The 21,929-nt window shown below is 66.9% G+C and carries 18 protein-coding genes; 7 read left to right on the top strand and 11 right to left on the bottom strand.

Annotation, left to right across the window (positions count from 1 at the left end):
• The first annotated feature begins 14 nt into the window (after positions 1 to 14).
• The 3 genes from ACR80S_RS01615 to ACR80S_RS01605 all read left to right on the top strand — a co-directional run bounded on the left by ACR80S_RS01615 (position 15) and on the right by ACR80S_RS01605 (position 3,719).
• Positions 15 to 1,415, top strand: coding sequence for an amidase (locus ACR80S_RS01615; RefSeq protein WP_435400496.1), 1,401 nt, complete (start codon positions 15 to 17; stop codon positions 1,413 to 1,415).
• 65 nt (positions 1,416 to 1,480) lie between these two features.
• Entirely contained in the window at positions 1,481 to 2,746 is a 1,266-nt protein-coding gene (locus tag ACR80S_RS01610; RefSeq protein ID WP_435402383.1) for an amidase, read from the top strand.
• Positions 2,747 to 2,771: 25 nt separating this feature from the next.
• The gene (locus tag ACR80S_RS01605; RefSeq protein WP_435402382.1) at positions 2,772 to 3,719 is read left to right on the top strand and encodes an acetamidase/formamidase family protein; all 948 of its coding nucleotides are present in this window, start codon (positions 2,772 to 2,774) and stop codon (positions 3,717 to 3,719) included.
• Positions 3,720 to 3,761: 42 nt separating this feature from the next.
• Here ACR80S_RS01605 and ACR80S_RS01600 read toward each other — a convergent pair whose 3' ends face one another.
• The 9 genes from ACR80S_RS01600 to ACR80S_RS01560 all read right to left on the bottom strand — a co-directional run bounded on the left by ACR80S_RS01600 (position 3,762) and on the right by ACR80S_RS01560 (position 14,791).
• Positions 3,762 to 4,286 (bottom strand): gamma carbonic anhydrase family protein, encoded by a 525-nt coding sequence (locus tag ACR80S_RS01600; protein WP_435400499.1) that lies wholly within the window; start codon positions 4,284 to 4,286, stop codon positions 3,762 to 3,764.
• Positions 4,287 to 4,307: 21 nt separating this feature from the next.
• The gene (ltaE, locus tag ACR80S_RS01595) at positions 4,308 to 5,342 is read right to left on the bottom strand and encodes a low-specificity L-threonine aldolase (protein ID WP_435400500.1); all 1,035 of its coding nucleotides are present in this window, start codon (positions 5,340 to 5,342) and stop codon (positions 4,308 to 4,310) included.
• Positions 5,343 to 5,405: 63 nt separating this feature from the next.
• The gene (locus ACR80S_RS01590; RefSeq protein ID WP_435402381.1) at positions 5,406 to 8,402 is read right to left on the bottom strand and encodes an FAD-binding and (Fe-S)-binding domain-containing protein; all 2,997 of its coding nucleotides are present in this window, start codon (positions 8,400 to 8,402) and stop codon (positions 5,406 to 5,408) included.
• Between the two features lie 42 nt (positions 8,403 to 8,444).
• Complete coding sequence (locus tag ACR80S_RS01585) at positions 8,445 to 9,650, bottom strand: pyridoxal-phosphate-dependent aminotransferase family protein (protein WP_435402380.1); 1,206 nt, start codon at positions 9,648 to 9,650, stop codon at positions 8,445 to 8,447.
• A 25-nt stretch (positions 9,651 to 9,675) separates the two neighbouring features.
• Positions 9,676 to 10,863, bottom strand: coding sequence for a CaiB/BaiF CoA transferase family protein (locus ACR80S_RS01580; RefSeq protein ID WP_435400503.1), 1,188 nt, complete (start codon positions 10,861 to 10,863; stop codon positions 9,676 to 9,678).
• 60 nt (positions 10,864 to 10,923) lie between these two features.
• The gene (locus tag ACR80S_RS01575) at positions 10,924 to 11,709 is read right to left on the bottom strand and encodes an enoyl-CoA hydratase (RefSeq protein WP_435400504.1); all 786 of its coding nucleotides are present in this window, start codon (positions 11,707 to 11,709) and stop codon (positions 10,924 to 10,926) included.
• 136 nt (positions 11,710 to 11,845) lie between these two features.
• A complete protein-coding gene (locus tag ACR80S_RS01570) occupies positions 11,846 to 13,129 on the bottom strand; it encodes a TRAP transporter large permease (protein ID WP_435400505.1) in 1,284 nt (427 codons plus the stop codon).
• Complete coding sequence (locus ACR80S_RS01565; RefSeq protein ID WP_435400506.1) at positions 13,126 to 13,728, bottom strand: TRAP transporter small permease; 603 nt, start codon at positions 13,726 to 13,728, stop codon at positions 13,126 to 13,128. Before ACR80S_RS01565 ends, ACR80S_RS01570 begins: the two co-directional genes overlap by 4 nt.
• An 88-nt stretch (positions 13,729 to 13,816) precedes the next feature.
• Positions 13,817 to 14,791, bottom strand: a complete 975-nt coding sequence (locus ACR80S_RS01560) for a TRAP transporter substrate-binding protein (RefSeq protein WP_435400507.1) — start codon at positions 14,789 to 14,791, stop codon at positions 13,817 to 13,819.
• Positions 14,792 to 15,278: 487 nt separating this feature from the next.
• Between ACR80S_RS01560 and ACR80S_RS01555 the strand changes: the two genes are divergently transcribed.
• A complete protein-coding gene (locus ACR80S_RS01555) occupies positions 15,279 to 15,947 on the top strand; it encodes a GntR family transcriptional regulator (protein ID WP_435402379.1) in 669 nt (222 codons plus the stop codon).
• Between the two features lie 21 nt (positions 15,948 to 15,968).
• On the opposite strand, the gene ACR80S_RS01550 is transcribed toward ACR80S_RS01555, so the two are convergent.
• The gene (locus ACR80S_RS01550; protein WP_435402378.1) at positions 15,969 to 17,612 is read right to left on the bottom strand and encodes a BCCT family transporter; all 1,644 of its coding nucleotides are present in this window, start codon (positions 17,610 to 17,612) and stop codon (positions 15,969 to 15,971) included.
• 105 nt (positions 17,613 to 17,717) lie between these two features.
• Between ACR80S_RS01550 and ACR80S_RS01545 the strand changes: the two genes are divergently transcribed.
• From ACR80S_RS01545 to ACR80S_RS01535, 3 genes are read left to right on the top strand one after another with little or no spacing between them, the layout of a single operon-like run.
• Complete coding sequence (locus ACR80S_RS01545; RefSeq protein ID WP_435402377.1) at positions 17,718 to 18,635, top strand: DMT family transporter; 918 nt, start codon at positions 17,718 to 17,720, stop codon at positions 18,633 to 18,635.
• A gap of 40 nt (positions 18,636 to 18,675) precedes the next feature.
• Entirely contained in the window at positions 18,676 to 20,262 is a 1,587-nt protein-coding gene (locus ACR80S_RS01540) for a GNAT family N-acetyltransferase (RefSeq protein WP_435400511.1), read from the top strand.
• A gap of 20 nt (positions 20,263 to 20,282) precedes the next feature.
• On the top strand, positions 20,283 to 21,110 hold the full coding sequence (locus ACR80S_RS01535) for a M90 family metallopeptidase (protein WP_435400512.1): 828 nt from the start codon (positions 20,283 to 20,285) through the stop codon (positions 21,108 to 21,110).
• 12 nt (positions 21,111 to 21,122) lie between these two features.
• On the opposite strand, the gene ACR80S_RS01530 is transcribed toward ACR80S_RS01535, so the two are convergent.
• Positions 21,123 to 21,890 carry a 2-keto-4-pentenoate hydratase gene (locus tag ACR80S_RS01530; protein ID WP_435400513.1) on the bottom strand — a complete coding sequence of 256 codons (768 nt, stop codon included), beginning with the start codon at positions 21,888 to 21,890 and terminating at the stop codon, positions 21,123 to 21,125.
• Positions 21,891 to 21,929 lie beyond the last annotated feature (39 nt).

The following is a 21,929-nucleotide window of genomic DNA, read 5'->3' as shown; positions in this document are numbered from 1 at the left end:
CCAGGAAGCACGCCATGACCGACTCTCCCCTGAAGCGCCCGCTGCGCGAGCAATACGCCGGACTGCGCAGCGGCAAGCTCACCGCCACTGCCCTGGCCGAGGCCTCCCTGGAGGCTCACCGGACCCGCGGCCCGCATGACCATGCCTACCTGACCTGGAACGGCGAGGCCGCCCTGGCCCTTGCCCAGGCTACCGATGCCGTGATCCGCCAGGGCGGTGATGCCGGGGCCCTGATGGGAATCCCTGTCTCGATCAAGGACATCTATGCGGTACCTGGCCTGCCGACCTATGCCGGCTCGTCACGGCGACTTCCCCAGCAGTGGGAGCAGCCGGGGCCCATGATCGCCGCCCTGCTCGCCCAGCTGCCCAGTGTCATGGGCAAGACCCACTCGGTGGAATTTGCGTTCGGAGGGCTCGGGACCAATGCCCACTGGGGCACACCCCGCAACCCCTGGGACAGCCAGGCCCACCGCACTCCCGGCGGCTCCAGTGCCGGCGCCGGGGTCTCTCTGATCGGCGGCACCGCGAGCCTGGCCCTGGGCACCGACACCGCCGGTTCGGTACGCGTTCCGGCCGCCATGACCGGCGTCGCCGGCCTCAAGACCACCGCCGGACGCTGGTCGACGGACCAGATCGTGCCGCTCTCCACCACCCTGGATACCCCAGGCCTGCTGGCCCACCGCGTGGACGACCTGGCCTTCGCCTTCGACGCCCTCGACGGCGGACTGACGCGCCGCGCCGCCCGTGTCCCTGCCCCGCCGGCACTGGCCGATCTCACCTTCGGGGTCCCCGGCGCCTTCTTCTGGGAGGATTGCAGCCCCGGCGTCGCCGAAGCCGTCGAAGCCGCCATCCGCCAACTCGAGGCCGCCGGTGCGCGACTGGTCACGCTTGACCTGCCCCACACCGATGAGGCCTTCGCGCTGTTCCAGCAAGGTGGCCTCGCCGCAGCCGAGTTGGCAGCGTTCCTCAAGACCGAACTGCCCGAGATGATCGAGGCCCTGGATCCCAATGTCGCCGCCCGGGTCAAGGCGGCCGACGACATGCCGGCCTGGGAGTACGTCCGCCGCCGCGCCGTCATCGACAAGCTGACTGCTGCGGCCGCGACCCGACTGGCCGACGTGGATGCCATGCTCACCCCCACCGTGGCACTCACCCCGCCTACCCTGGAGAGCCTTCTCCCCGAGGGCGCCTACGCCAGGGCCAACATGCACGCCCTGCGCAACACCGTGATCGCCAACTTCATGGGGCTCTGCGGGCTGACGATGCCGGTGGGCAAGGACAGCGCCAGCATGCCGGTCGGGCTTCAGGTGCTGGCCGGACCCTGGCAGGATGCCCGGCTGCTGGCCATCGGCCAGGCTATCGAGGAGGAGCTGGGGACCGGCTTGATCCTGCTCGGCGACCCCCCCGCACCCTGAACGCCCGCCCGCCCCGGTATCCTTCGCCCAACTTGAGGCACCAGGTCAATCAGGAGCCGACACGCATGACCGACTGGAACCACATGACCCTGGCGGGCTTTCAGCGAAAGCTCGCCGACGGCGAACTCTCACCGCTTGACTGGTGGAAGGCCTGCCGGAAACGCATCAATGCCATGGACCCTAACCTCCAGGCCTGGGAGTGCCTGGCACCGGAACCCGCTATTACAGGATGTGATGGCGCCCCCCCCTACCCTGCCCTGTGCGGGATTCCGGTGGGTATCAAGGACATCATCGACACGGCACGGCTGCCCACCACCTGGGGCACCCGAGGCTATCATCGGGTCACCCACTCCGACATGGACGCGGCCATCGTCACCCAGCTCACGCGCCTCGGCGCTCTGCCCATGGGCAAGACGGTATCGACCGAGTACGCCTACTTCCAGCCCAGCAAGACGTGCAACCCTCATGACTCGGCACGCACCCCGGGCGGCTCTTCGAGCGGTTCGGCTGCCGCCGTCGCCGCCGGCATGGTCCCCGTAGCCCTCGGCACCCAGACCGTGGGCAGCATCATCCGTCCCGCCAGCTACTGCGGCGTCGTGGGGTTCAAGCCCACCCACGGCACGTTGAGCATTGCTGGCGTGAAGGCACTCGCCCCGTCACTGGACACCCTGGGCTGGTTCACGCGGCACCTGGAGGACACACGCACGCTGTTCACGGCCCTCACCGGCAGCGACCCGACCCCCGCTCTGGAGCGGCTCGAGGGCGTGCGCGTTGGCCTCTGCCGGGTGCCCAGCACGCATTCGCCGTCGCTGGAGACCGCCGCCGCTCTGGAAGGCGCCGCCGAGAAGATGGCCGCCCTTGGCGCCGATCTCGACACCGCCGAGCTGGGCCCGTCATTCGATGAGCTCGTGACCCACCAGCAGGTCATCCTGGCCTACGAGGCCGCACGCGCCCTGGCCAGCGAACACGTGCGCTTCGAGGCATCGATGAGCCCGGCCCTGATCGCGCTGCTGGACGAGGGTCAACGCCTCTCCCTGGCGCATTACTGGGCGTCTCGGCAGGCCGCCGACCGGGCCAGGCTCATGCTGTCGCAACAGCTTGCCGAGCGCTTCGACGTGCTCCTCGCCCCCAGTGCCCCGGGCGTGGCCCCTGAGGGTCTGGACAGTACCGGCGACCCGATCTACTCACGCGCCTGGACCCTGCTGGGAGTTCCCTGCGTTAACCTTCCCTTGCACTGGACGCCTCGGGGACTGCCCGTCGGCGTGCAATTGATCGCCGGCCGCTATCAGGATTTGAGGCTACTGAGTATCGCCAGCGCCCTGATGCCTTGAAACATTCCAACAAGGAGATGCCGACATGGCCCACCCGATGCCCATCAAGACGATCCACGGCCAGCATTGCCATCACGGCTGGAACAATGCCAACGCCCCCGTCGAGAGGGTGGCCCCCGGCACCACGCTCTCTTTCGAGTGTCAGGACGCCGCCGGCGGGTTCTTCACCCGCGACTCACGAGCCGCCGATGTCACGACCATGCCCTTCGAGCGCCTCAATCCCGTCACTGGCCCCATCTTCATCGATGACGCCCAGCCGGGCGACATCCTCAAGGTCACGATCAACGAGTTCCGCCCCTCTGGGTTCGGCTGGACGGCCATCATTCCCGGGTTCGGACTGATGGCCGACCAGTTCACCGCGCCGGATCTGTTTCTGTGGGACTACGACACCACCACCCGCACGCCCGCCGCCTATGGCAGCCAGGCGCGCATCCCCATGAAGCCGTTCGCTGGCACGATCGGACTGGCCCCCGCCGCCGAAGGCACCCATTCCATCGTGCCCCCGAGGCGGGTCGGCGGGAATCTCGACATTCGCGACCTGAGCGCCGGCAGCACGCTCTACCTGCCGGTGGAAGTCGCCGGGGCGTTGTTCTCGATCGGGGATACCCATGCCGCCCAGGGCGACGGCGAGGTCTGCGGCACGGCCATCGAGAGCGCCATGCAGGTCAGTGTCACCCTCGACCTGATCAAGGACACGCCCCTGGCCATGCCGCGCTTCAGCACCCCGGGGCCGGTGACGCACCACCTGGATGGCGCCGGCTATGAGGTATTCACGGGGATCGGCCCGGACCTGATGACGGGGGCTCGCCAGGCGGTGGAAGGGGCTATCGACTGGTTGGGCCGGACACGCAACCTACCCGCCGAGCAGGCCTATATGCTCTGCTCGGTGTGCGGCGATCTTCGGATCAGCGAGATCGTGGACGCCCCCAATTGGGTCGTGGCCTTCTATCTTCCCAAGGTCATTTTTGAGTAGGACCCTTGCAAGAAATGCGTGCCATGAGCGTCTAGCTGACAGTCAACCGATGCGGGTCAGCTGACTGGCGTGCAGCCGACCGCGCTCCACATAGCCGGCGGCATTCTTGCGCAGGCCTGCAATGGCCTCCTCGGACAGCTCACGCACCACCTTGGCCGGCGCCCCGACGATCAGCGAATTGTCGGGAAAGCTGGCGTTCTCCTTGACCACGGCACCGGCCGCCACCAAGCAGTTTTCGCCGATCACCGCGCCGTTGAGGATCACCGCCTGGATGCCGATCAGGCTGCCGTCGCCGATGGTGCAGCCATGCAGCATCGCCTGGTGCCCTACCGTCACGCCCTTCCCCACCCGGAGGGGAAAGCCGGGGTCGGCGTGAAGCACCGCACCGTCCTGGATATTGCTCTCCTCGCCCACCTCGAGGTGGTCGGTGTCGCCGCGCAGCACCGCCTGGTACCAGACGCTGGCGCTGCGCTTGAGGGTGACCTGGCCGATCACGTCGGCCGTCTCGGCCACATAGACGCCGTCCTGGAGCTCGGGGCGGTATTCCCCGTACTGGTAGATCGCCATCGCGTTCTTCTCCTTGGGTTGTCAGCTCACCGCGGCCGGCAGGTCGCCGCCGGCTCGGGTGAAGTAGTCGTTCACCGCCGCGACCACCCGCCCGATATCCTCGGCGCTCACGTCCAGGTGGGTCACTAGCCGCGTGACCGGCCCCACCGCCATCAGGATGCCCTGCCCCTCGAGGTGTGCCTGCAGCGCCCGACAATGGGCCTCGGGGAAGGCGGCGAAGACCATGTTGGTATCGCAGGCCCGCACCTTTACACCGGACAGGTTCCCCAGGCCCTCGGCCAGGCGCCGGGCGTTGTCGTGGTCCTCGGCGAGGCGCTCGACGTGGTGCTGGACGGCATGCTGGCAAGCCGCGGCCAGCAGCCCCGCCTGGCGCATGCCCCCGCCCAGGGTCTTGCGCCAGCGCCGCGCCCGGGCGATGAAATCCGCCTCGCCCAGCAGCAGCGACCCCACCGGCGCGCCGAGCCCTTTGGAGAAGCACAGGGATACCGAATCGAAGCCCTCGCAGAGCTCACCCAGGCTGTGGCCGCTGGCGACCGCGGCGTTGAACAGCCGCGCCCCGTCCAGGTGGGTGGCGAGCCCCTGCCCATGAGCCTGGGCCGTGGCGGCCAGGGCGTAGTCCCGGGGCAGCACCTTGCCGCGAAAGGTGTTCTCCAGCGCCAGCAGCCGGCTGCGGCAGTGATGGATGTCGTCGCCCTTAACCGCACCGCGCAGGGCATCGAGAGCCAGGCTACCGTCGGCCGCGTGGGGCAGCGTCTGGACGCTGATGCTGCCCAGGGCCGCGGCCCCGCCGCCCTCGTCGCGAAAGATATGGGAGTGTTGCCCGGCGATCACCTCCTCGCCTCGCTGACAGTGGGTCAGCAGTGCACAGAGGTTGCTCTGGGTCCCCGAGGGGAACAGCAGCGCAGCGGCCTTGCCGGCGCGCTCGGCCACGCCCTCCTCGAAGGCGTTGACGGTGGGGTCGTCGCCCCAGACGTCGTCGCCCACCTCGGCATGGGCCATGGCCTCGCGCATGGACGCGGTCGGCCGGGTCACGGTGTCACTGCGCAGATCGATCATCGAAGCGCCTCGCCTCCTCGTCGGTTGGCCTCACTTTCCGGCATGATGGCGCCACAACGACGCTCACGCCAGGGCCTGTTCCAGCAGGCGGGCCACGTGGATCGCCTCGCGGCCGCTGCCGTCGCGGATCTGGTGGCGGCAACTGGTGCCGTCGGCGACCAGCACGGTGTCGTCGTCGGCCTCGCGGATCGCCGGCAGCAGCGACAGCTCGGCCATCGCCAGGGAGGCGTCGTAGTGCTCCGCCTCGTAGCCGAAGCTGCCCGCCATGCCGCAGCAGGAGGACTCGATGGTCTCGACTTCGAGATCGGGGATCCACGACAGTACCGCCTCGACCGGGCGCACCGCGTCGAAGGCCTTCTGGTGGCAGTGGCCATGGAGCATGGCGCGCCGCCGGGGAAGCGCCTTGAGCACCAGCGGCAGCTCGCCTTCGTCCCGCGCCCTGACCAGGAACTCCTCGAACAGGAAGGCCGAACGGGAGAGCGCCTCGGCCTCCTTGCCGAACCCGTACTGCAGGAACTCGTCGCGCAGGGTCAGCAGGCATGACGGCTCTAGCCCGACGATGGCCACGCCCCGCTTCACGTGGGGCATCAGGTGATCGAGGGTGCGGCGCGCCTCCCGCCGGGCCTTGTCGAACTGCCCGGAAGAGAGGTAGGTGCGCCCGCAGCACAGCGGTCTGTCGCCCTGCCTGACGTTCAGGTGTACCCGGTAGCCGGCGGCTTCCAGCACCCGCCGAGCGGCCCGGGCGTTATCCCCTTCCTGATAGTTGTTGAAGGTATCCACGAACAGCAGCACTTCCCGGGAGGCGAGGGCCGGGGTGTCGTGGGGTTCGGCCAGGAAGTTGCCGCTGAAGGCCGGCAGTGGGCGCTGCGGGGCCAAGCCCAGCGAGCGCTTGATGGCTCGGGCCAGCAGGGGCACGCGCTCGACGCCATTGACCAGCCCGGCGAACCGGCTGGCCCAGGGGGCATAGCGCGGCATCTCCCCGACTATGAGGTCGCGCAGGGATAGCCCCTTCGCTCGGGCCCGGGCGGTGCGCGCCTCGATCTTGAACTTGGCCATGTCGACGCCGGTGGGACAGTCGCGCCTGCAGCCCTTGCAGGAGACGCAGAGGTCGAGCACCTCCTTGACCTCGTCGCTGGCCAGCCCCTCCTCGCCCAGCTGGCCCGAGAGCACCAGGCGCAGGGTGTTGGCACGTCCGCGGGTGAGGTGCTGCTCGTCCCGGGTGATACGAAAGCTCGGGCACATGGTGCCGGCGTCGAACTTGCGGCAGTGGCCGTTGTTGTTGCACATCTCCACCGCCATGGCCAGGCCATGGGTAGCGTCGCCGGCGCTCCCGGCCTCGCCCTGCTCGCCGGTCAACGGGTCGCGAGTGACGTTCCAGCCCGACCAATCGAACACCGGGGCCAGGGGGATCCTGCGATACGCCTTCGGGAAGCGGAAGTAGCGGTCGTCATTCATCCGCGGGGTGTCGACGATCTTGCCCGGGTTGAGCAGATTTTCCGGGTCGAAGGCGCCCTTGATCGCCCTGAAGGCATCGTTGACGGCGGGCCCGAATTGCCAGGCCACCCACTCGCCGCGGCAAAGGCCATCGCCGTGCTCGCCGGAGTAGGCGCCCTTGTACTCGCGCACCAGGGCTGAGGCCTGCTCGGCGATTTCGCGCATCTTCTCGCCGCCGTCGCGGCGCATGTCAAGGATCGGCCGCACGTGCAGGGTGCCTACGCTGGCGTGGGCATACCAGGTCCCCTCGGTGCCGTAGCGGTGGAACACCTCGGTCAGCCTGTCGGTGTACTCGGCAAGGTGCTCCAGAGGCACCGCGCAGTCCTCGATGAAGGAGACCGGCTTGCCGTCACCCTTCATGCTCATCATGATGTTGAGGCCGGCCTTGCGCACGTTCCATAGCGCCTTCTGCTCGGCGGGCGCCGGCATCTCCACCACGCTGTCGGGCAGTCCCAGGTCGGCGATCAGCTCGCTGAGGCGCGCCAGTGACGCGAGCTGGGCCTCATGGTCCTGTCCGGAAAACTCCACCAGCAGCACCGCCTGGGGCTGGCCGATCAGCGCCTTCTCGATCACTGGGCGGAACGCCGGGTTCTCCAGCGACAGATCGATCATGGTGCGATCCACCAGCTCTACGGCGGTGGGCCCCAGGGTGACGATATGCTGGGTGACATCCATCGCCTGGTAGAAGGTGGGGAAGTTCACTACGCCGAGCACCTTGTGCTCCGGCAGCGGCGATAGCCTCAGCGTGATGCGCCGGCTCACCGCCAGGGTGCCCTCGGAACCCACCAGCAGGTGGGCCAGGTTGACCCGCCCCTCCAGGTCGTAGGGCTTGGGATTCTGGCAGTCGAAGAGGTCGAGGTTGTAGCCGCCGACACGCCGTAGCACCTTGGGAAAGTGCTCGCGGATCTCGGAGGCCACGCCGTCCGCGATGGCCTTTACCCGGTCGGCGAGTTCACGCACCCTTCCCGAGGCCGGCAGCCGGTCGACGAAGCCGAAGTGGCCCTCGCTGCCGTCAGTTAGCCAGGCGTCCACGCCCAATACGTTGTGCACCATGTTGCCGTAGTGGATCGAGCGCGAGCCGCAGGAGTTGTTGCCGGTCATCCCCCCCAGGGTGCACTGGGCGCTGGTGGAGACATCCACCGGGTACCAGAGCCCGTGGGGCTTGAGCCAGGCGTTGAGATGGTCGAGGACGATGCCGGGCTCCACCACCACGGTGCGCGCCTCGGCGTCGAACTCGATGATCTCCTTGAGCCAGCGGGTGCTGTCGATCACCAGCGCCTCGCCCACGGTCTGGCCGCACTGGCTGGTGCCGGCGCCGCGGGCCAGGATCGGCACCCGGGCGTCGCGGGCGATCTCCAGCGCCGTGGTCAGGTCCTGCTGGTGGCGCGGGATCACCACGCCCACCGGCATCACCTGGTAGATCGAGGCATCCGTCGAGTAGCGACCGCGCGAGGCCTGGTCGAACAGCACTTCACCTTCCATCTCCCGGGAGAGGCGGGCCGCCAGCTCGGTCACTGGCTTGACCCGCGCATCCGGGGAAGCGTTCTTGCCCGTCAGCGACGTCATCCTGCCTTCCTCAGCCGTGGGTGGGGGAAACATGAGGTGGGATCACTGGGCATCGAGTGGATGCTGGGCGAAGTACTCCAGTGCCGCTGTCACGCCGCTGCCTGCCAGGGGCACGCCGGCCAGCTTCATGCCCGCCTCGCAGCCGCCCAGGGTGGCAATCAGGGTCAGGTCGTTGCAGTCGCCCAGGTGGCCGATGCGGAACATCCGGCCCTTGGCCTTGCCCAGGCCGGTGCCCAGCGAAAGGTCGAAGCGCTCGTAGATGATCCTGCGCACCGCGTCGGCGTCGACCCCCTTCGGCATCACCACGCCGGTGAGCACCGGCGAGTAGACTTCGGGATCCTGGCACTGGATCTCCAGCCCCCAGGCCGCAACCGCCGTGCGCACGCCGGCGGCCCAGCGCTGGTGGCGGGCGAAGACATGCTCCAGTCCCTCCTCGAGCAACATGTCCAGCGCCTCGTTGAGGCCGTAAAGCAGGTTGGTGCTGGGAGTGTAGGGCCAGTAGCCGGTCCGGTTGGCCTCGAGGATCTCGTCCCACGCCCAGAAGCTCCTGGGCATGGTCGATTCGCGGCTGGCCGCGATGGCCTTGTCGGAAATCGCGTTGAAACTGATGCCGGGGGGCAGCATCAGGCCCTTCTGGGAGCCGGAGATGGTCACGTCCACCCCCCACTCGTCATGACGATAGTCGGCGCTGGCGAGCCCCGAGATGGTGTCGACCAGCAGCAGCGCCGGGTGACCGGCGGCATCAATGGCGCGGCGTACCGCGGCGATATCGCTGGTCACCCCGGTGGAGGTCTCGTTGTGCACCACGCAGACCGCCTTGATCGCGTGGCCGGCATCCTCCCTGAGGCGCGCCTCGATCATCCCGGCCTGCACCCCGTGGCGCCAGCCTTCATAGCCCGGCAGGCCGATGAACTCGGGCTCGAGCTGCAGACGACGCGCCATCTTGTGCCAAAGGGTGGCGAACTGGCCGGTCTCGAACATCAGCACCTTATCTCCCGGCGAGAGGGTGTTGGCCAGCGCGGCCTCCCAGGCCCCGGTGCCGGAGGCCGGGTAGATCATCACCGGGCTCTCGGTCTTGAAGACCCGCTTGATCTTGCCGAGGAGCTCGAGACCAAGGGCGCCGAACTCAGGCCCTCGGTGGTCGATGGTCGGCAGGCTCATGGCGCGCAGGATACGGTCCGGCACCGGCGAGGGGCCGGGAATCTGCAGGAAGTGGCGGCCGGAAGGATGGAAGTCGAGATTGAGCATGGGGGTTCTCCGTAGGGTTCGAGGACTACTTGATGCAGCCCTCGTCACGCAGCGTGGCGAGTTCGTCGGGGGCCAGGCCGAGTCCGGACAGGACCTCGTCGGTGTGCTGGCCAAACAGCGGGGCCGGGGAACGGATCTGCGAGGGCGTGGCCGAGAACTTGCTCGGAAAGCCGATGGTCTTCATCCGGCCCATCACCGGGTGCTCCATCTCCTGCACCATGCCGCGGGCCAGGTAATGCTCATCGGCCATGGCCTGGGCAAAATCGTTGATCGGCCCGGCGGGAACGCCGGCCCGGTCGCAGTTGGCCAGCCAGTCGTCAACGTCCCGGTCGGCCATGATCGACTCCAGCAGCGCCTCGAGCTCTTCGACGTGCCGACCGCGATCCTGGTTGGTGATGAAGCGGGGGTCCTCCATCAGCTCGGGGCGCGCCAGCACGTCACCGCAGAAGCGCTCCCAGGTGCGCTGGTTGGCGCAGCCCAGCATCAGGTAACCGTCGCGGGCCTTGACCGCCTGGTAGGGCGCCGAGACCCGATGGCGCCATCCGGTGGGCTCCGGCACCTTGCCCTCGGAGAAGAAGGCCGCCGCCTCCCAGGTGAACCAGGGCAGGCCGCACTCGGTGATGGCAATATCGATGTGCTGCCCCTCGCCGGTGGCCATCCGATGGATATAGGCGGCGAGGATCGAGTAGACGGCGGTGATGCCGCCGCCGATGTCATAGACGGCCACGCCGGTCTTGAGCGGGCGGCGGCCCGGCTCACCGGTCATCGACATCAGGCCGGACATGCCCTGGGCGACCAGGTCGAAGCCGCCGCGGTGGCTGTAGGGACCGGTCTGGCCGTAGCCGGAGATCGAGCAGTAGATGATCCCCGGGTTGATTGCCTTGAGGGTGTCGTAGTCGATCTTCAGAGAGGTGGTCACGCCAGGGCGATAGTTCTCGACGATCACATCCGCCTCCCGGGCCAGCCGGTAGAAAATCTCCCGGGCCCGCTCCTCCTTGAGGTTGAGGGAGATGCTCTTCTTGTTGCGGTTGATCTGCGAGAAGCAGGTCGACTCGTCGTTGACATAAGGGCCCATCTGGCGGCTGTCGTCACCGCCGTTGATCTTCTCGACCTTGATCACCTCGGCCCCCATGTCGCCCAGCACCATGGTGCAGTAGGGGCCCGCCATGATCTGAGAGACGTCCAGAACCTTGAGTCTTTCCAGGGGAAGCATGGGCTTCACCTCACTTGTTGTTGTCGTGTCATGCCAGCCTCGGCCAGCCCGGTGATCGGCTCAGTGGCCGGTCCACTCGAAGGGCGTCTTGTGCAGGAACTTGGCCACCGCTGCCTTGAAGTCATCGCTCATGTAGCAGGCGGTGACCCAGTCATCGCTGGCCTCCCGCGCGAGGCGGCGATGGGCCAGCACCCGGCCCACCAGCGCCTTGCTGGCCTTGAGGGTGAGCGGCGCCCGTCTGCCCAGCTGCTCGGCCACCGCGGCCACCTCGTCGTGGATGCACTCCGGGGGAATCACCGCATTGACCAGCCCGACCGCACTCGCCTGTTCGGCATCGAACAGGGTGCCCAGCATCAGCGCCTCCTTGGTGCGGGCCACCCCCAGCATGTCGATCAGGCGCGAGACATTGGTGATGGAGAGGGTGTTGCCCAGGGTGCGGGCAATCGGCACGCCGAACTTCAGGCTCGGGGTGGCGTAGCGAAAATCGCAGACCAGAGCGAGCGCCGCGCCGCCACCCACGCAGGCTCCCTCCAGCAGGGCGATGGTGGGCTTGTCCAGGGCCTCCAGCTTGCCGACCACCGCATCGATGCGCTGCTCGTAGCCGAGGGCGTCGTCGGGCTCGCTGAAGTGCTCAAACTGGCCGATATCGGTGCCGGCCACGAAGGCCTCGCCGCCTACCCCGTGCAGCACCACCGCGTGAATGGCGTCATCCGCCTGAATGCGGTCGCACTGCGCGGAGAGCGCGTCATACATCTCCCAGGTCATGGCATTGCGGCTCTCGGGGCGATTGAAGCCGAGCCATGCCACGCCGTCACGCACCTCATGGAGCAGGGTGTTGCCGTTCATCATGCCTCTCCTTCATGCCGGCAGAACGCCTGACAATGAATAATGAATGCATTGTTCATGACTGTCGCCTCCCCACCTCGGGTGATCAGCCCGGCGGTGCGCCGCCCGGAGGACAGGCGCCCGCCGGGGCCCTCGGTCAGCGGTAGAAGAGCTCCACCAAGGCCATCGGGATGGCGGGGATGTAGGTCACCAGCAGCAGGATGAAGAGCAGCACGCCGATGAAGCCGAGGTTCGAGCGGGTCACCGACCAGACATCCGTCTTGGCGATCGAGCAGGCCGTGATCAGCACGCTGGCCACCGGTGGGGTCTGCTGGCCGATGGCCAGGTTGAGACACACCACCAGGCCGAAGTGGACCGGGTCGATCCCGGCCGCACCGACCAGCGGCATGACGATGGGTACCACCAGGATGATCGCCGCGGCCGAGTGCAGGAAGAGCCCGATCATCAGGAAGAAGACGTTCAGCATCATCAAGATGGCGTACTTGTTGTCCGTCAGGCCGAGCACCGCCTGGGCCAGCTGCTGGGGCATGCGCATCTCGGTCAGGAAGACGCCAATCAGGGCCGAGGCCGCCACCAGCAGCATCACCACCGCGGTCTGCTGACCGCCGTCGACGATCGCCTTGTAGAGGGTGCGCATGTCCAGCTCACGGTAGATCACCGCGCTGATGAAGATCGCCGCCGCCACCGCCAGACCCGCCCCCTCGGTGGCGGTGACGAAGCCGCCGAAGATGGAACCCAGGATGATGATCGGCAGGGTCAGGGCCCAGCTGGCCTCCTTGGCGGTCTGCTTGACGCGCTTGAGCTGGAAGACCTCCTCCACCGGCCAGTCGTATTTACGGGCATAGTAGTAGCTCAGCGCCGCGAGGCCCGCGGCCCCCAGCAGCCCCGGCACGATACCGGCCACGAACAGCTGGACGATGGAGGCACCGGACATGACGCCATAGAGGATCATCGGGATGGAGGGCGGAATGATGATCGCCAGGGACGCCGACGAGGAGGTGACGGCCGCGGCGAAGGCGCTGGGGTAGCCCCGCTTCTTCATGGCCGGGATCAGCACCGAGCCGGTGGCGGCCACGTCGGCCACTGCGGAGCCGGAAATCTCGGCGAAGAACAGCGAGACGCCGATGTTGATCATCGCCAACCCGCCGCGAATGAAGCCGAACAGCGCCGAGGCAAAGGCGATCAGTCGCTTGGAGATGCCGCCGGTGTTCATGATGGCCCCGGCCAGCACGAACATGGGGATGGCCAGCAGCGGGAAGCTGCTCGCCCCCTCGAACATCGTCAGGCCGATGTTGGGCAGCATGTCCACGCCCTGGTAGACCACGATGGCCACCGTGGCCACGATCGCCAGGGCCACCGCAATGGGCAGCCCCATCAGGATCAGCCCCAGCAGGCCGATGATCATGAAGGGAAGTGTCATGACTGATCCCTCTTGGTCAGTGCATCCTTGGTCAGTGAATCGGCCGTGAAGCCGGCCCGCGCATTGTCACGCTCGGCTTCAGCAATGGCGAGGCGGATCTCCTCCTCCTCCTGGGTGCGGCCCGAGCGCACCTTGGCCAGGTGGGCCGGCATGCTGAGCAACTGGGCAATGATGAACAGGGCCGCCCCGATGGGAATGACCGACTGGGTGAAGGTGAGCGGCACCCAGCGCAGGGTGATCAATGCCATGCCCTGCATGACATCTAGGACCACCAGGCCGGCCCAGCCAAGCACCAGGAAGAAGCCGATGAAGAGCACCTCGGAGAGATAGGCGATCGGCATGCGGATATGCACCGGCATGGCGGCAAGCACGCCGTCAACGCCGATATGGCCACGCTTGAGGGCCGCCAGCGCCCCAGCGTAGTAGGTCAGCCATACCAGCATGATGGCAGCCACCTCGTCATACCAGGAGGGCGTGCGCCAGGCGTAGCGGGTCACTACCGCGTAAAGCACCACCAGCGTCAGCGTGACCATCAGCATCACCGTGATGATCTCGAGCAGACGCTCCATGATGCGGGAAATCTGATTCACAGTACCCATGGGTCTCGACTCGTTCAGGGAAAGGGGCGGGAGCCCCCACGTCGCCTCAGGGCGTGGGGGCATTTGCCTCGCTGGTCAGCAGATCGGATCAGGAGTCGTTGCCGAGCTCCAGCACCTTGTCGATCAGCTCCTGGGAGCCGGGCACCTCATTGGCGAAGGCCTCGTAGATGGGACCGGAGGCGTCGATGAAGACCGAGGTATCGACCTCGTTTACCTCGGTGCCCGCCTGGCGGATCACGTCGATCAGGTCCTCGTCGAGCCGGGCGGCATGCTCATAGACGAACGCCTGGGTCTCCTTGGCCGCCTCGATGACGATCTCCTGGATCTCGTCGGGCAAGTTGTTGAAGCGGCGGCCGGCGGTCAGGTAGGCCGGCGTATAGACGTGTCCGGTCAGAGACAGGTAGTCCTGAACCTCCTGGAAGCGCTGGCCGGCGATCTGCGCCAGGGGGTTCTCCTGACCATCCATGACGCCGGTCTGCAGGGCCATGAACACCTCGGAGAGCGACATCGGCGAGGGCTCGGCGCCGTACTCCTCGAACATCCGTACGCGCCAGACACCTTGGGGCACCCGCAACTTGATGCCGCGCAGGTCCTCGGGGGTGTTGATGGCACGACGGTTGTTGGTGATATGGCGGAAGCCGTTCTCCCAGACGGCCAGGATGCGATAGCCGTTCTGCTCGGCCAGCGGCGCCAGGATCGGCCAGACGATCTCCTCCTCGACCCGCTTCATGTGCTCGCGATCCTGAATCAGATAGGGGAGCTCGAAGAGACCGAACTCGTCGGCCACCGACGACATGATGGTGGAGGGGAGCGCCAGGTCGACGGTGCCCAGACGCATGCGCTGGAGCAGCTCGGAGTCGGTGCCCAGCTGGCTGGAACCGAACACCACGACCTCGTAAGGCTCGGGGAGGCGTTCGTTGACAAGCTCGGCGAAGTGGTTGGCGGAGTCGGAGAACAGCGAGTCGGGGCCACCGACGTGACCGAAGGTGATCTCGCGGGCCTGGAGCGGGGCCGACACGAGGGCAACAGCGGCGGCGACCGCCGTGAGACGTAGCAGATGCATGGCGCTTTTCCTCTTGTTGTAGTCTTGGCTCGAGCGGGGATGCCGCCCGGGCTGCGCTTCTGTTGTTGTGAATGCCGTTGTGAATGCTGTTGTGAATGTTGTTTGTAAAGTTGTTGTGAATATCAGCGAAGCCGGGTAGACGCCGCGTAAAATGAATTCTTTATGCGAAATGCGTCTGCCCTAAAGCTAGCCCCGGCCATGAAGAGGTGTCAAGGCAGCCGTATCGACGCAACTTCCCGGCTCGCGCAACGGGCAGGGCTCAATCCGGTGCCAGGCCCCCCGGGCCGGCCGCCTCGACACCGGGGATGGTGGCCTGCTCGCCCTCCCCCTCTGCTGTACCCGATGGAATTTTGAATTCATAATGACTTTGCACACTCTCGCCGCCCTCGCCACCATGGAGAAGACGGCCGGGGCAGAATGCGAGACGGCAGGGGGCTGCCGGGCCGCGGTGACAACGCTGGCCGGCATCACGCACAAGGAAGCGAGCATGAGCAAGATTCAGCACCGAAACCTCTACCGGGAGGTCGCCGACCGCATCCTCGACCTCATCGAGCAGGGCGAGCTGGCATCCGGTGATCGCATTCCCGAACGGGAGCTATGTGAGCGCTTCGGCGTCTCCCGCACCCCGCTGCGCGAGGCACTCAAGGTGCTCGCCTCGGAGGGGGCAGTCGAGTTATTGCCCAACCGCGGAGCCCGGGTCAGGCAGCTGACCCTCAAGATGGTCAAGGACACCTACGACCTCATGGGGGCCCTGGAGGGGCTGGCGGGGGAGCTGGCCTGCCAGCACATCACCGATGAGGAGATCACCGAGATCCGGGACCTGCACGGAAGAATGCTCGGCCACTACCGGAACCGGGAGCTGGCGGACTACTTTCGGGTCAACCGCCAGATCCACGAGGGCATTCTCGCCGCCTCGCACAACGAGGCACTGCAGGAGATGTACAGCAACCTGAGCCAGCGGGTGAAGCGGGTGCGCTACTCCAAGCAGATGACCACCGATTACTGGCGCCGGGCGGTCGAGGATCACGAGGCGATGATCGAGGCCCTCGAGCAGCGCGACGGCCGGTGGCTGGGGCAGATCCTGCGCGATCACCTCTGCAACAAGCTCGAGATCGCCTCCATGGATGAGATCATCGACGACCGCCAGCGGGCCTGATCGCCGGCGGCCGTGTCCGGCCTAGCGGCGATGCAGCTCGCCGTTCAGCGCCTTGATGATCGAGTAGCACATCAGCAGCATCACGATGGAGAACGGAATCGCCGTCGCCGTCACCCCGGCCTGCAGCGCCGACAGGCCGCCACCGAGCAGCAGCACGATGGCGATGAGTCCCTCCACCGTCGCCCAGAACATCCGTTGGGTCCTGGGGGCATCGATCTTGCCACCGGCCGTGATCGTGTCGATCACCAGGGAGCCGGAATCCGACGAGGTGACGAAGAAGACCAGCGCCAGCACGATGGCGATGGTCGCCATCAGGCCGGTCAGGGGCAACTCGTTGAGCATGCCGAACAGCGACAGCTCGGGGCTGTAGTTGTCGATGACGTAGTCCTTGACCAGGCTGGTATCCGGGCTGGCGTAGAGCTGCTCCAGGGCGGTGGCACCGAAGACCCCCATCCAGATGAAGATAAACAGGCTGGGAATGATCAACACGCAGGTCACGAACTCGCGGATCGTCCGGCCGCGCGACACCCGGGCGATGAACATGCCGACGAAGGGGGCCCAGCTGATCCACCAGGCCCAGTAGAAGATGGTCCAGTCCTGGCGAAAGGCATCGTCGTCACGGCCGAAGGGCGCCGACAGTGAAACGAATTCCGTCACGTAGGTCGTGAGTCCCTTCCAGAAACCGCTCAGGGCGATCAGGGTCGGGCCGGCAAACAGCACGAACAGGAAGAACAGCACGGCGAGGATCATGTTGAGCTCGGAGAGGCGCTTCACGCCGCCATCGAGCCCGCGCCAGACCGACACCAGCGCCACTGCCGTCACCAGCAGGATAATGACGACCTGGGCGGTGGCACTGACCTCCAGCCCGAAGACGAAATTCATCCCGGCGTTGGCCTGCTGCGCGCCGAGCCCCAGGGAGGTAGCCAGGCCGAACAGGGTAGAGAACACCGCCAGGATGTCGATCACGTGCCCCCACCAGCCCCAGACGCGATCGCCGAGGATCGGAAAGAACGCGGAACGGATCGAGAAGGGCAGCCCCTTGTTGTAGGTGAAGATGGCCAATGCCAGCGCCATCACCACATAGACCGCCCAGCCGTGGATGCCCCAGTGCAGATAGGTGCCGGCCAGGCCCATGGCCGTGGCGGCAGGGACGGCCTCAGGATCGAGCGCTCCGTCGGCCCCGAAGGGCGACGCGATGCCGAGAGGCAGGGAGACGTTGGCATGGTAGACCGGCTCGAGCACGCCAAAAAACAACAGCCCGATCCCGATGCCCGCGGCGAACAGCATCGAAAACCAGGAAAGGTACGAATACTCCGGACGCGCATCGGGGCCGCCCAGCCGGATCTTCCCGTAGGGCAGCACGATCATCGCCAGGCTAAACAGGATGAAGAAATCCACCACGAGCATGAAATACCAGTCCAGGGTACCGGTCGAGAAGCCGACGATGGACTGGAAGATGGCCCCGGCTCGCTCCGGAAACAGCAGGGTAAGAACGATGAAGACCAATGAGGCCAGGGCCGACACCGCGAAGACCCGGTTGTGGATGTCGAAGCCGAAGGGGCCCAACTGGCCCTCGATGTTGTCCTGGCCGACAACGTAGTCCGTCTCCATGTCGCTGTTGGCGGCGTGCGATGAGGGACCGTTCGAGCCGTTCGGATCATTCATGGCAGACTTCCTGTGGCGATGGGATGTCGTGGCTCAGCAGACTATCATGCCCCCTTTCCGGGCCTCCGACAGCGAGAGGCCCCGTTTCAACGTACCGAGGACGCCATGCCGCTGCTCTACTTCCTGCCCCCGCTGGGTGCCGTGCTGATCTGGTCGGGCAACATGACCATCAACCAGCTCACCGTGGGCGCCATCGCGCCGAGCAGCATCGCCTTCCTGCGCTGGGTGCTGGCGCTCGTCGTGCTCACCCCCTTCCTGGCCCCGGCGGCGTGGAAGCATCGTTCAACGATCTATCGCGAGTGGCCCAAGCTCGCCGTGCTGGGCCTGCTCGGCATGGGCCTGTGGCAGGGGCTCGCCTATGTGGCCGCCGAGACCACCAGCGCCACCAACATGGGCATCCTGGCCGCCATGGTGCCGCTGCTCACCGTGCTGCTCAGTGCGCTGATCCTGCGCGAGCCGCCGAGCCTCGGCGGCGTGGCCGGCGGCCTGCTGGCCCTGGTGGGCGTGGCCATCCTGCTGGGTCGCGGCAACCCGCTGTCGCTGCTGGAACTGACGGTGGCCAAGGGCGATGCGCTGATGCTGGTGGCCGCCACCTGCTACGCCCTCTATGGGGTGATGCTCAAACGCTGGCCCATCGGCCTGCCGCCCTGGGTGCTGCTCTACGCCCAGGTGATCTTCGCCGTACTGTTCCTGCTACCTCCCTACCTGATGGGGCCGATGACCCCTGTGGATGGGAGCAACATCGCTCTGATCCTGTATGCGGGCATCCCGGCCTCGATCATCACCACCTTCCTGTGGATGCTGGCTATTCGCCAGATCGGTGCCAGCCAGGCGAGCATCTTCATCAATCTGATGCCGCTGTTCAGCGCGCTGATCGCCATGGCCGCCCTGAGCGAGCGCATCGCGCTGTTCCATTTCATGGGTGGCGTACTGATTCTCGGCGGAGTGATCATGGCCCAGACCCTGACTCGGCCGCTGCTGCGTCCGCGTCCGGGACCGAGCGATGCCGACCGCCCGTGCTAGACTCGGGCTCCTCCCTCTGACCGACAGACAAGGACGCGCCATGTCCCTCGATGACCTGCACCTCACGCTTCGCAACCTGACGCCCGAGGACTATCCCCAGCTCGAGACGCTGATGGACGCCGTCTACCACGACATCGGCGGCGCCTGGTCGAAGCACACCATCGACACGCTGCTCGCCACCTTCCCGGACGGCCAGATCGCCATCGAGGATGACGGCCGGCTGGTGGGCATGGCGCTGACCGCGCGTGTCGACTACGAGGAGTTCACCAACCCACACAAGTACGACGACCTGATCGGCAAGCGCGATGTGATCCTCGATGTCCCGGAGGGCGACGCCATGTACGGGCTGGACGTGCTGATCCACCCGGACTATCGGGGCTACCGTCTGGGCCGGCGCCTCTATGATGCCCGCAAGGAGCTGTGCCGCTCGCTCAACCTCCGAGCGATACTCGCCGGCGGGCGCATTCCCCAGTACCACAAGCACGCCGAGGCGCTCTCCCCCACCCAGTACATCGACCGGGTGGCTCGCAAGGAGATCCACGACCCCATCCTCTCCTTCCAGCTGGCCAACGACTTCCAGGTCAAGCGCCTGCTGCGCGGCTACCTGCCCGAGGACGAGAAGTCACAGGGCTACGCCACCCTGCTGGAGTGGAACAACTTCCTCTACGAGCCCGCGGCGCTGGTGCTCGACACTCGCAAGACCCAGGTGCGGATCGGCGCGGTGCAGTGGCAGATGCGCGAGTTCGATTCGGTGGAGGCGGTGCTGCAGCAGGTGGAGTACTTCGTCGATGCGCTCTCCGACTACAAGAGCGACTTCGCGGTCTTCCCGGAGCTGTTCAACGCGCCGCTGATGGGCCTGCAGGACCGCGATGCCCAGCAGGACCAGACCGCGGCGGTTCGCTTCCTGGCCAGCTTCACCGAGAAGTTCAAGGCCGAGATGTCACGCATGGCGGTCTCCTACAACATCAACATCGTGGCCGGTTCGATGATCGAGGTGGGCGAGGACGACCGCCTCTACAACGTCAGCTACCTCTGCCACCGCGACGGTACCCTGGAGTCCCAGGCCAAGCTGCACATCACCCCCCAGGAGCGCCGCGACTGGGTGATCGAGGGCGGCGATGGTCTGCTGGTCTTCGACACCGACGCCGGTCGGGTCGGCATCCTGATCTGCTACGACGTGGAGTTTCCGGAGCTGCCGCGCCTGCTCGCCGAGCAGGACATGGACATCCTCTTCGTGCCCTTCTGGACGGACACCAAGAACGGCTACCTGCGGGTGCGCCACTGCGCCCAGGCCCGGGCCATCGAGAACGAGTGCTACGTGGTGCTGTGCGGCAGCGTGGGCAACGTGCCCTCCATCGAAAACCTCGACATCCAGTACGCCCAGTCGGCTGTCTTCTCTCCCTCGGACTTCGCCTTTCCCCACGACGCCGTGCTCAACGAGACCACCCCCAACACCGAGATGATCTTCTTCTCGGATCTGGACCTGACGCGGCTGACCATGGTGCGCAACGAGGGCTCGGTGACCAACCTCAAGGACCGCCGCAAGGACCTCTTCGACCTGCGCTGGCGCGACTGGTCGTGGAAGTCAGGGGCCCGCCAGGCTGGGCTCGACCAGGACGAGAGCTGACGAGAAGGAGCGCCGAGCCGATGCTGGGTCACCTGCGCCGCTGGCGTGAACGCCAGTTCGCCGCCCGCCACCCCTTTCCCGAGGACGCCTGGGCCGAGGCCAGAGCGAGGCTGCCGCTGCTCGCCGCCCTGCCCGCCGAGGAGGCGAGGCGCCTGGGCGAGCGCGCCTGGCTGTTGCTGCATGCCATGCGCCTGAGCCTGCATCCGGAACTGGCCGAGAGCACCCCCTTCGACCTGCCGGCTCAGTTGGCCCTGGCCGCCCAGGCCTGCCTGCTGACCCTGGGCTGGAGCGACGAGGAGCACCAGGAGGCCTTCGCCAACGTCCACGAGGTGCTGATCCTGCCCGACGCTTTCAGGCGCCAAGTGGAGGAGATGGACGAGTTCGGGGTGATGCACGAGTACGAGGACGAGCGCGCAGGCGAGACCTCCCACCAGGGCCCGGTGGTGGTGGCCTTCCCCGACCTGATGGAGAGCGGCGACTTTACCGGCTTCAACGTGCTGATCCACGAGTTCGCCCACAAGATCGACCTGGGCAACTCCCTGGACGTCGACGGCTTCCCGCCGCTGCCCGCCGACATCGACCCGCGGGAGTGGCATCGGGTCTTCATGGGCGTCTGGGAGGATCTCCAGAGGCGGCTAGAGCGCGGCGAGAAAACCCCCATCGACGACTACGCCGCCACCCACCCGGGCGAGTGCTTCGCGGTCTGCTGCGAGGCCTTCTTCACCGTCCCTGACCTGCTGGATGAGGCCTACCCGGCGCTGCTGGAGCTGCTCTGCCGCTACTTCCGCCAGGACCCGCTGGCCCGGCTACCCGAGCCACCGCCAGACGCTGACACGCCGGCGGAGTGACGGGGAGGTGCGTCAAACCAGCTCAACTTCGACACGACCGACGCCCTCGAAGGTCGCCGTCGCCCGGACCGGTTCGCCCACCGGGGTCTTGCCGGTGCAGGAGCCGCAGGTCACCACCTCGCCGGCCCGCAGCCATTGCCCGGTGGCCGGCAGCGCATTGGCCAGCCACACCAGCAGGGCAACGGGATCACCGGCCGGGTTCCCGCCCACCGCGGAGACCTCGAGCGCACCGTCCAGCGTCAGCGAGGCCGGCACGCGGCTCAGGTCAAGCGCCGACCACTCCGCCTGCCCCTCTCCCACGATCAGCCGGCCGAAGTTCTGCAGATCGGCCAACTGGCTGAGCTTGTCGGTGCCCTCGGGCCAGTCGCGAAAGCGCGAGTCGACGATCTCGATCACCGCATGCACCGAGGCCACGGCCGAGAGCACCTCGTCGCGGCCATAGGGAGCCTCATGCGGCGGCAGGTCCTCCTTCAGTGCAAAGGCAAGCTCCGCCTCCAGGATGGCCCGGCCGAGTTCATCCAGGCGGCAAGTCGCGGAGCCATGCTGCAGGAAGCGGGCGGGCAGGGGCGCATAGTGGGGAGCCCCATCGGGCGAGGGGGCGCCGACCTTCCAGCCGCCTGTCGGCCCCAGCCGCTCGGCCAGGCGCCGCTGAATCCGGTAGGCCTGGGCCTGATCCACCGGTCGGCAGGCATCCGGCAGGGATGACAGACACTCGCCGCTAAGCCAAGCCCGCTCTAGCAGGCCGGAAACCTGCTCGATGATATCGTCTTGTTGTGTCATGGGGTCTCTCGCCGGTTCGGAGGAGTCGCCGTCGGAGTC

It is taken from the genome of Halomonas salsilacus (assembly GCF_051216275.1).
Taxonomy (GTDB): domain Bacteria; phylum Pseudomonadota; class Gammaproteobacteria; order Pseudomonadales; family Halomonadaceae; genus Halomonas.
This window is presented reverse-complemented; position numbering and strand designations above follow the sequence as displayed.

What these genes read in the sequence shown, in the direction of transcription:
- ACR80S_RS01615 (WP_435400496.1), top strand. Translation starts at nt 15, where the DNA reads ATGACCGACTCTCCCCTGAAGCGCCCGCTGCGCGAGCAATACGCCGGA.
- ACR80S_RS01610 (WP_435402383.1), top strand. Translation starts at nt 1,481, where the DNA reads ATGACCGACTGGAACCACATGACCCTGGCGGGCTTTCAGCGAAAGCTC.
- ACR80S_RS01605 (WP_435402382.1), top strand. Translation starts at nt 2,772, where the DNA reads ATGGCCCACCCGATGCCCATCAAGACGATCCACGGCCAGCATTGCCAT.
- ACR80S_RS01600 (WP_435400499.1), bottom strand. Translation starts at nt 4,286, where the DNA reads ATGGCGATCTACCAGTACGGGGAATACCGCCCCGAGCTCCAGGACGGC.
- ltaE (WP_435400500.1), bottom strand. Translation starts at nt 5,342, where the DNA reads ATGATCGATCTGCGCAGTGACACCGTGACCCGGCCGACCGCGTCCATG.
- ACR80S_RS01590 (WP_435402381.1), bottom strand. Translation starts at nt 8,402, where the DNA reads ATGACGTCGCTGACGGGCAAGAACGCTTCCCCGGATGCGCGGGTCAAG.
- ACR80S_RS01585 (WP_435402380.1), bottom strand. Translation starts at nt 9,650, where the DNA reads ATGCTCAATCTCGACTTCCATCCTTCCGGCCGCCACTTCCTGCAGATT.
- ACR80S_RS01580 (WP_435400503.1), bottom strand. Translation starts at nt 10,863, where the DNA reads ATGCTTCCCCTGGAAAGACTCAAGGTTCTGGACGTCTCTCAGATCATG.
- ACR80S_RS01575 (WP_435400504.1), bottom strand. Translation starts at nt 11,709, where the DNA reads ATGAACGGCAACACCCTGCTCCATGAGGTGCGTGACGGCGTGGCATGG.
- ACR80S_RS01570 (WP_435400505.1), bottom strand. Translation starts at nt 13,129, where the DNA reads ATGACACTTCCCTTCATGATCATCGGCCTGCTGGGGCTGATCCTGATG.
- ACR80S_RS01565 (WP_435400506.1), bottom strand. Translation starts at nt 13,728, where the DNA reads ATGGGTACTGTGAATCAGATTTCCCGCATCATGGAGCGTCTGCTCGAG.
- ACR80S_RS01560 (WP_435400507.1), bottom strand. Translation starts at nt 14,791, where the DNA reads ATGCATCTGCTACGTCTCACGGCGGTCGCCGCCGCTGTTGCCCTCGTG.
- ACR80S_RS01555 (WP_435402379.1), top strand. Translation starts at nt 15,279, where the DNA reads ATGAGCAAGATTCAGCACCGAAACCTCTACCGGGAGGTCGCCGACCGC.
- ACR80S_RS01550 (WP_435402378.1), bottom strand. Translation starts at nt 17,612, where the DNA reads ATGAATGATCCGAACGGCTCGAACGGTCCCTCATCGCACGCCGCCAAC.
- ACR80S_RS01545 (WP_435402377.1), top strand. Translation starts at nt 17,718, where the DNA reads ATGCCGCTGCTCTACTTCCTGCCCCCGCTGGGTGCCGTGCTGATCTGG.
- ACR80S_RS01540 (WP_435400511.1), top strand. Translation starts at nt 18,676, where the DNA reads ATGTCCCTCGATGACCTGCACCTCACGCTTCGCAACCTGACGCCCGAG.
- ACR80S_RS01535 (WP_435400512.1), top strand. Translation starts at nt 20,283, where the DNA reads ATGCTGGGTCACCTGCGCCGCTGGCGTGAACGCCAGTTCGCCGCCCGC.
- ACR80S_RS01530 (WP_435400513.1), bottom strand. Translation starts at nt 21,890, where the DNA reads ATGACACAACAAGACGATATCATCGAGCAGGTTTCCGGCCTGCTAGAG.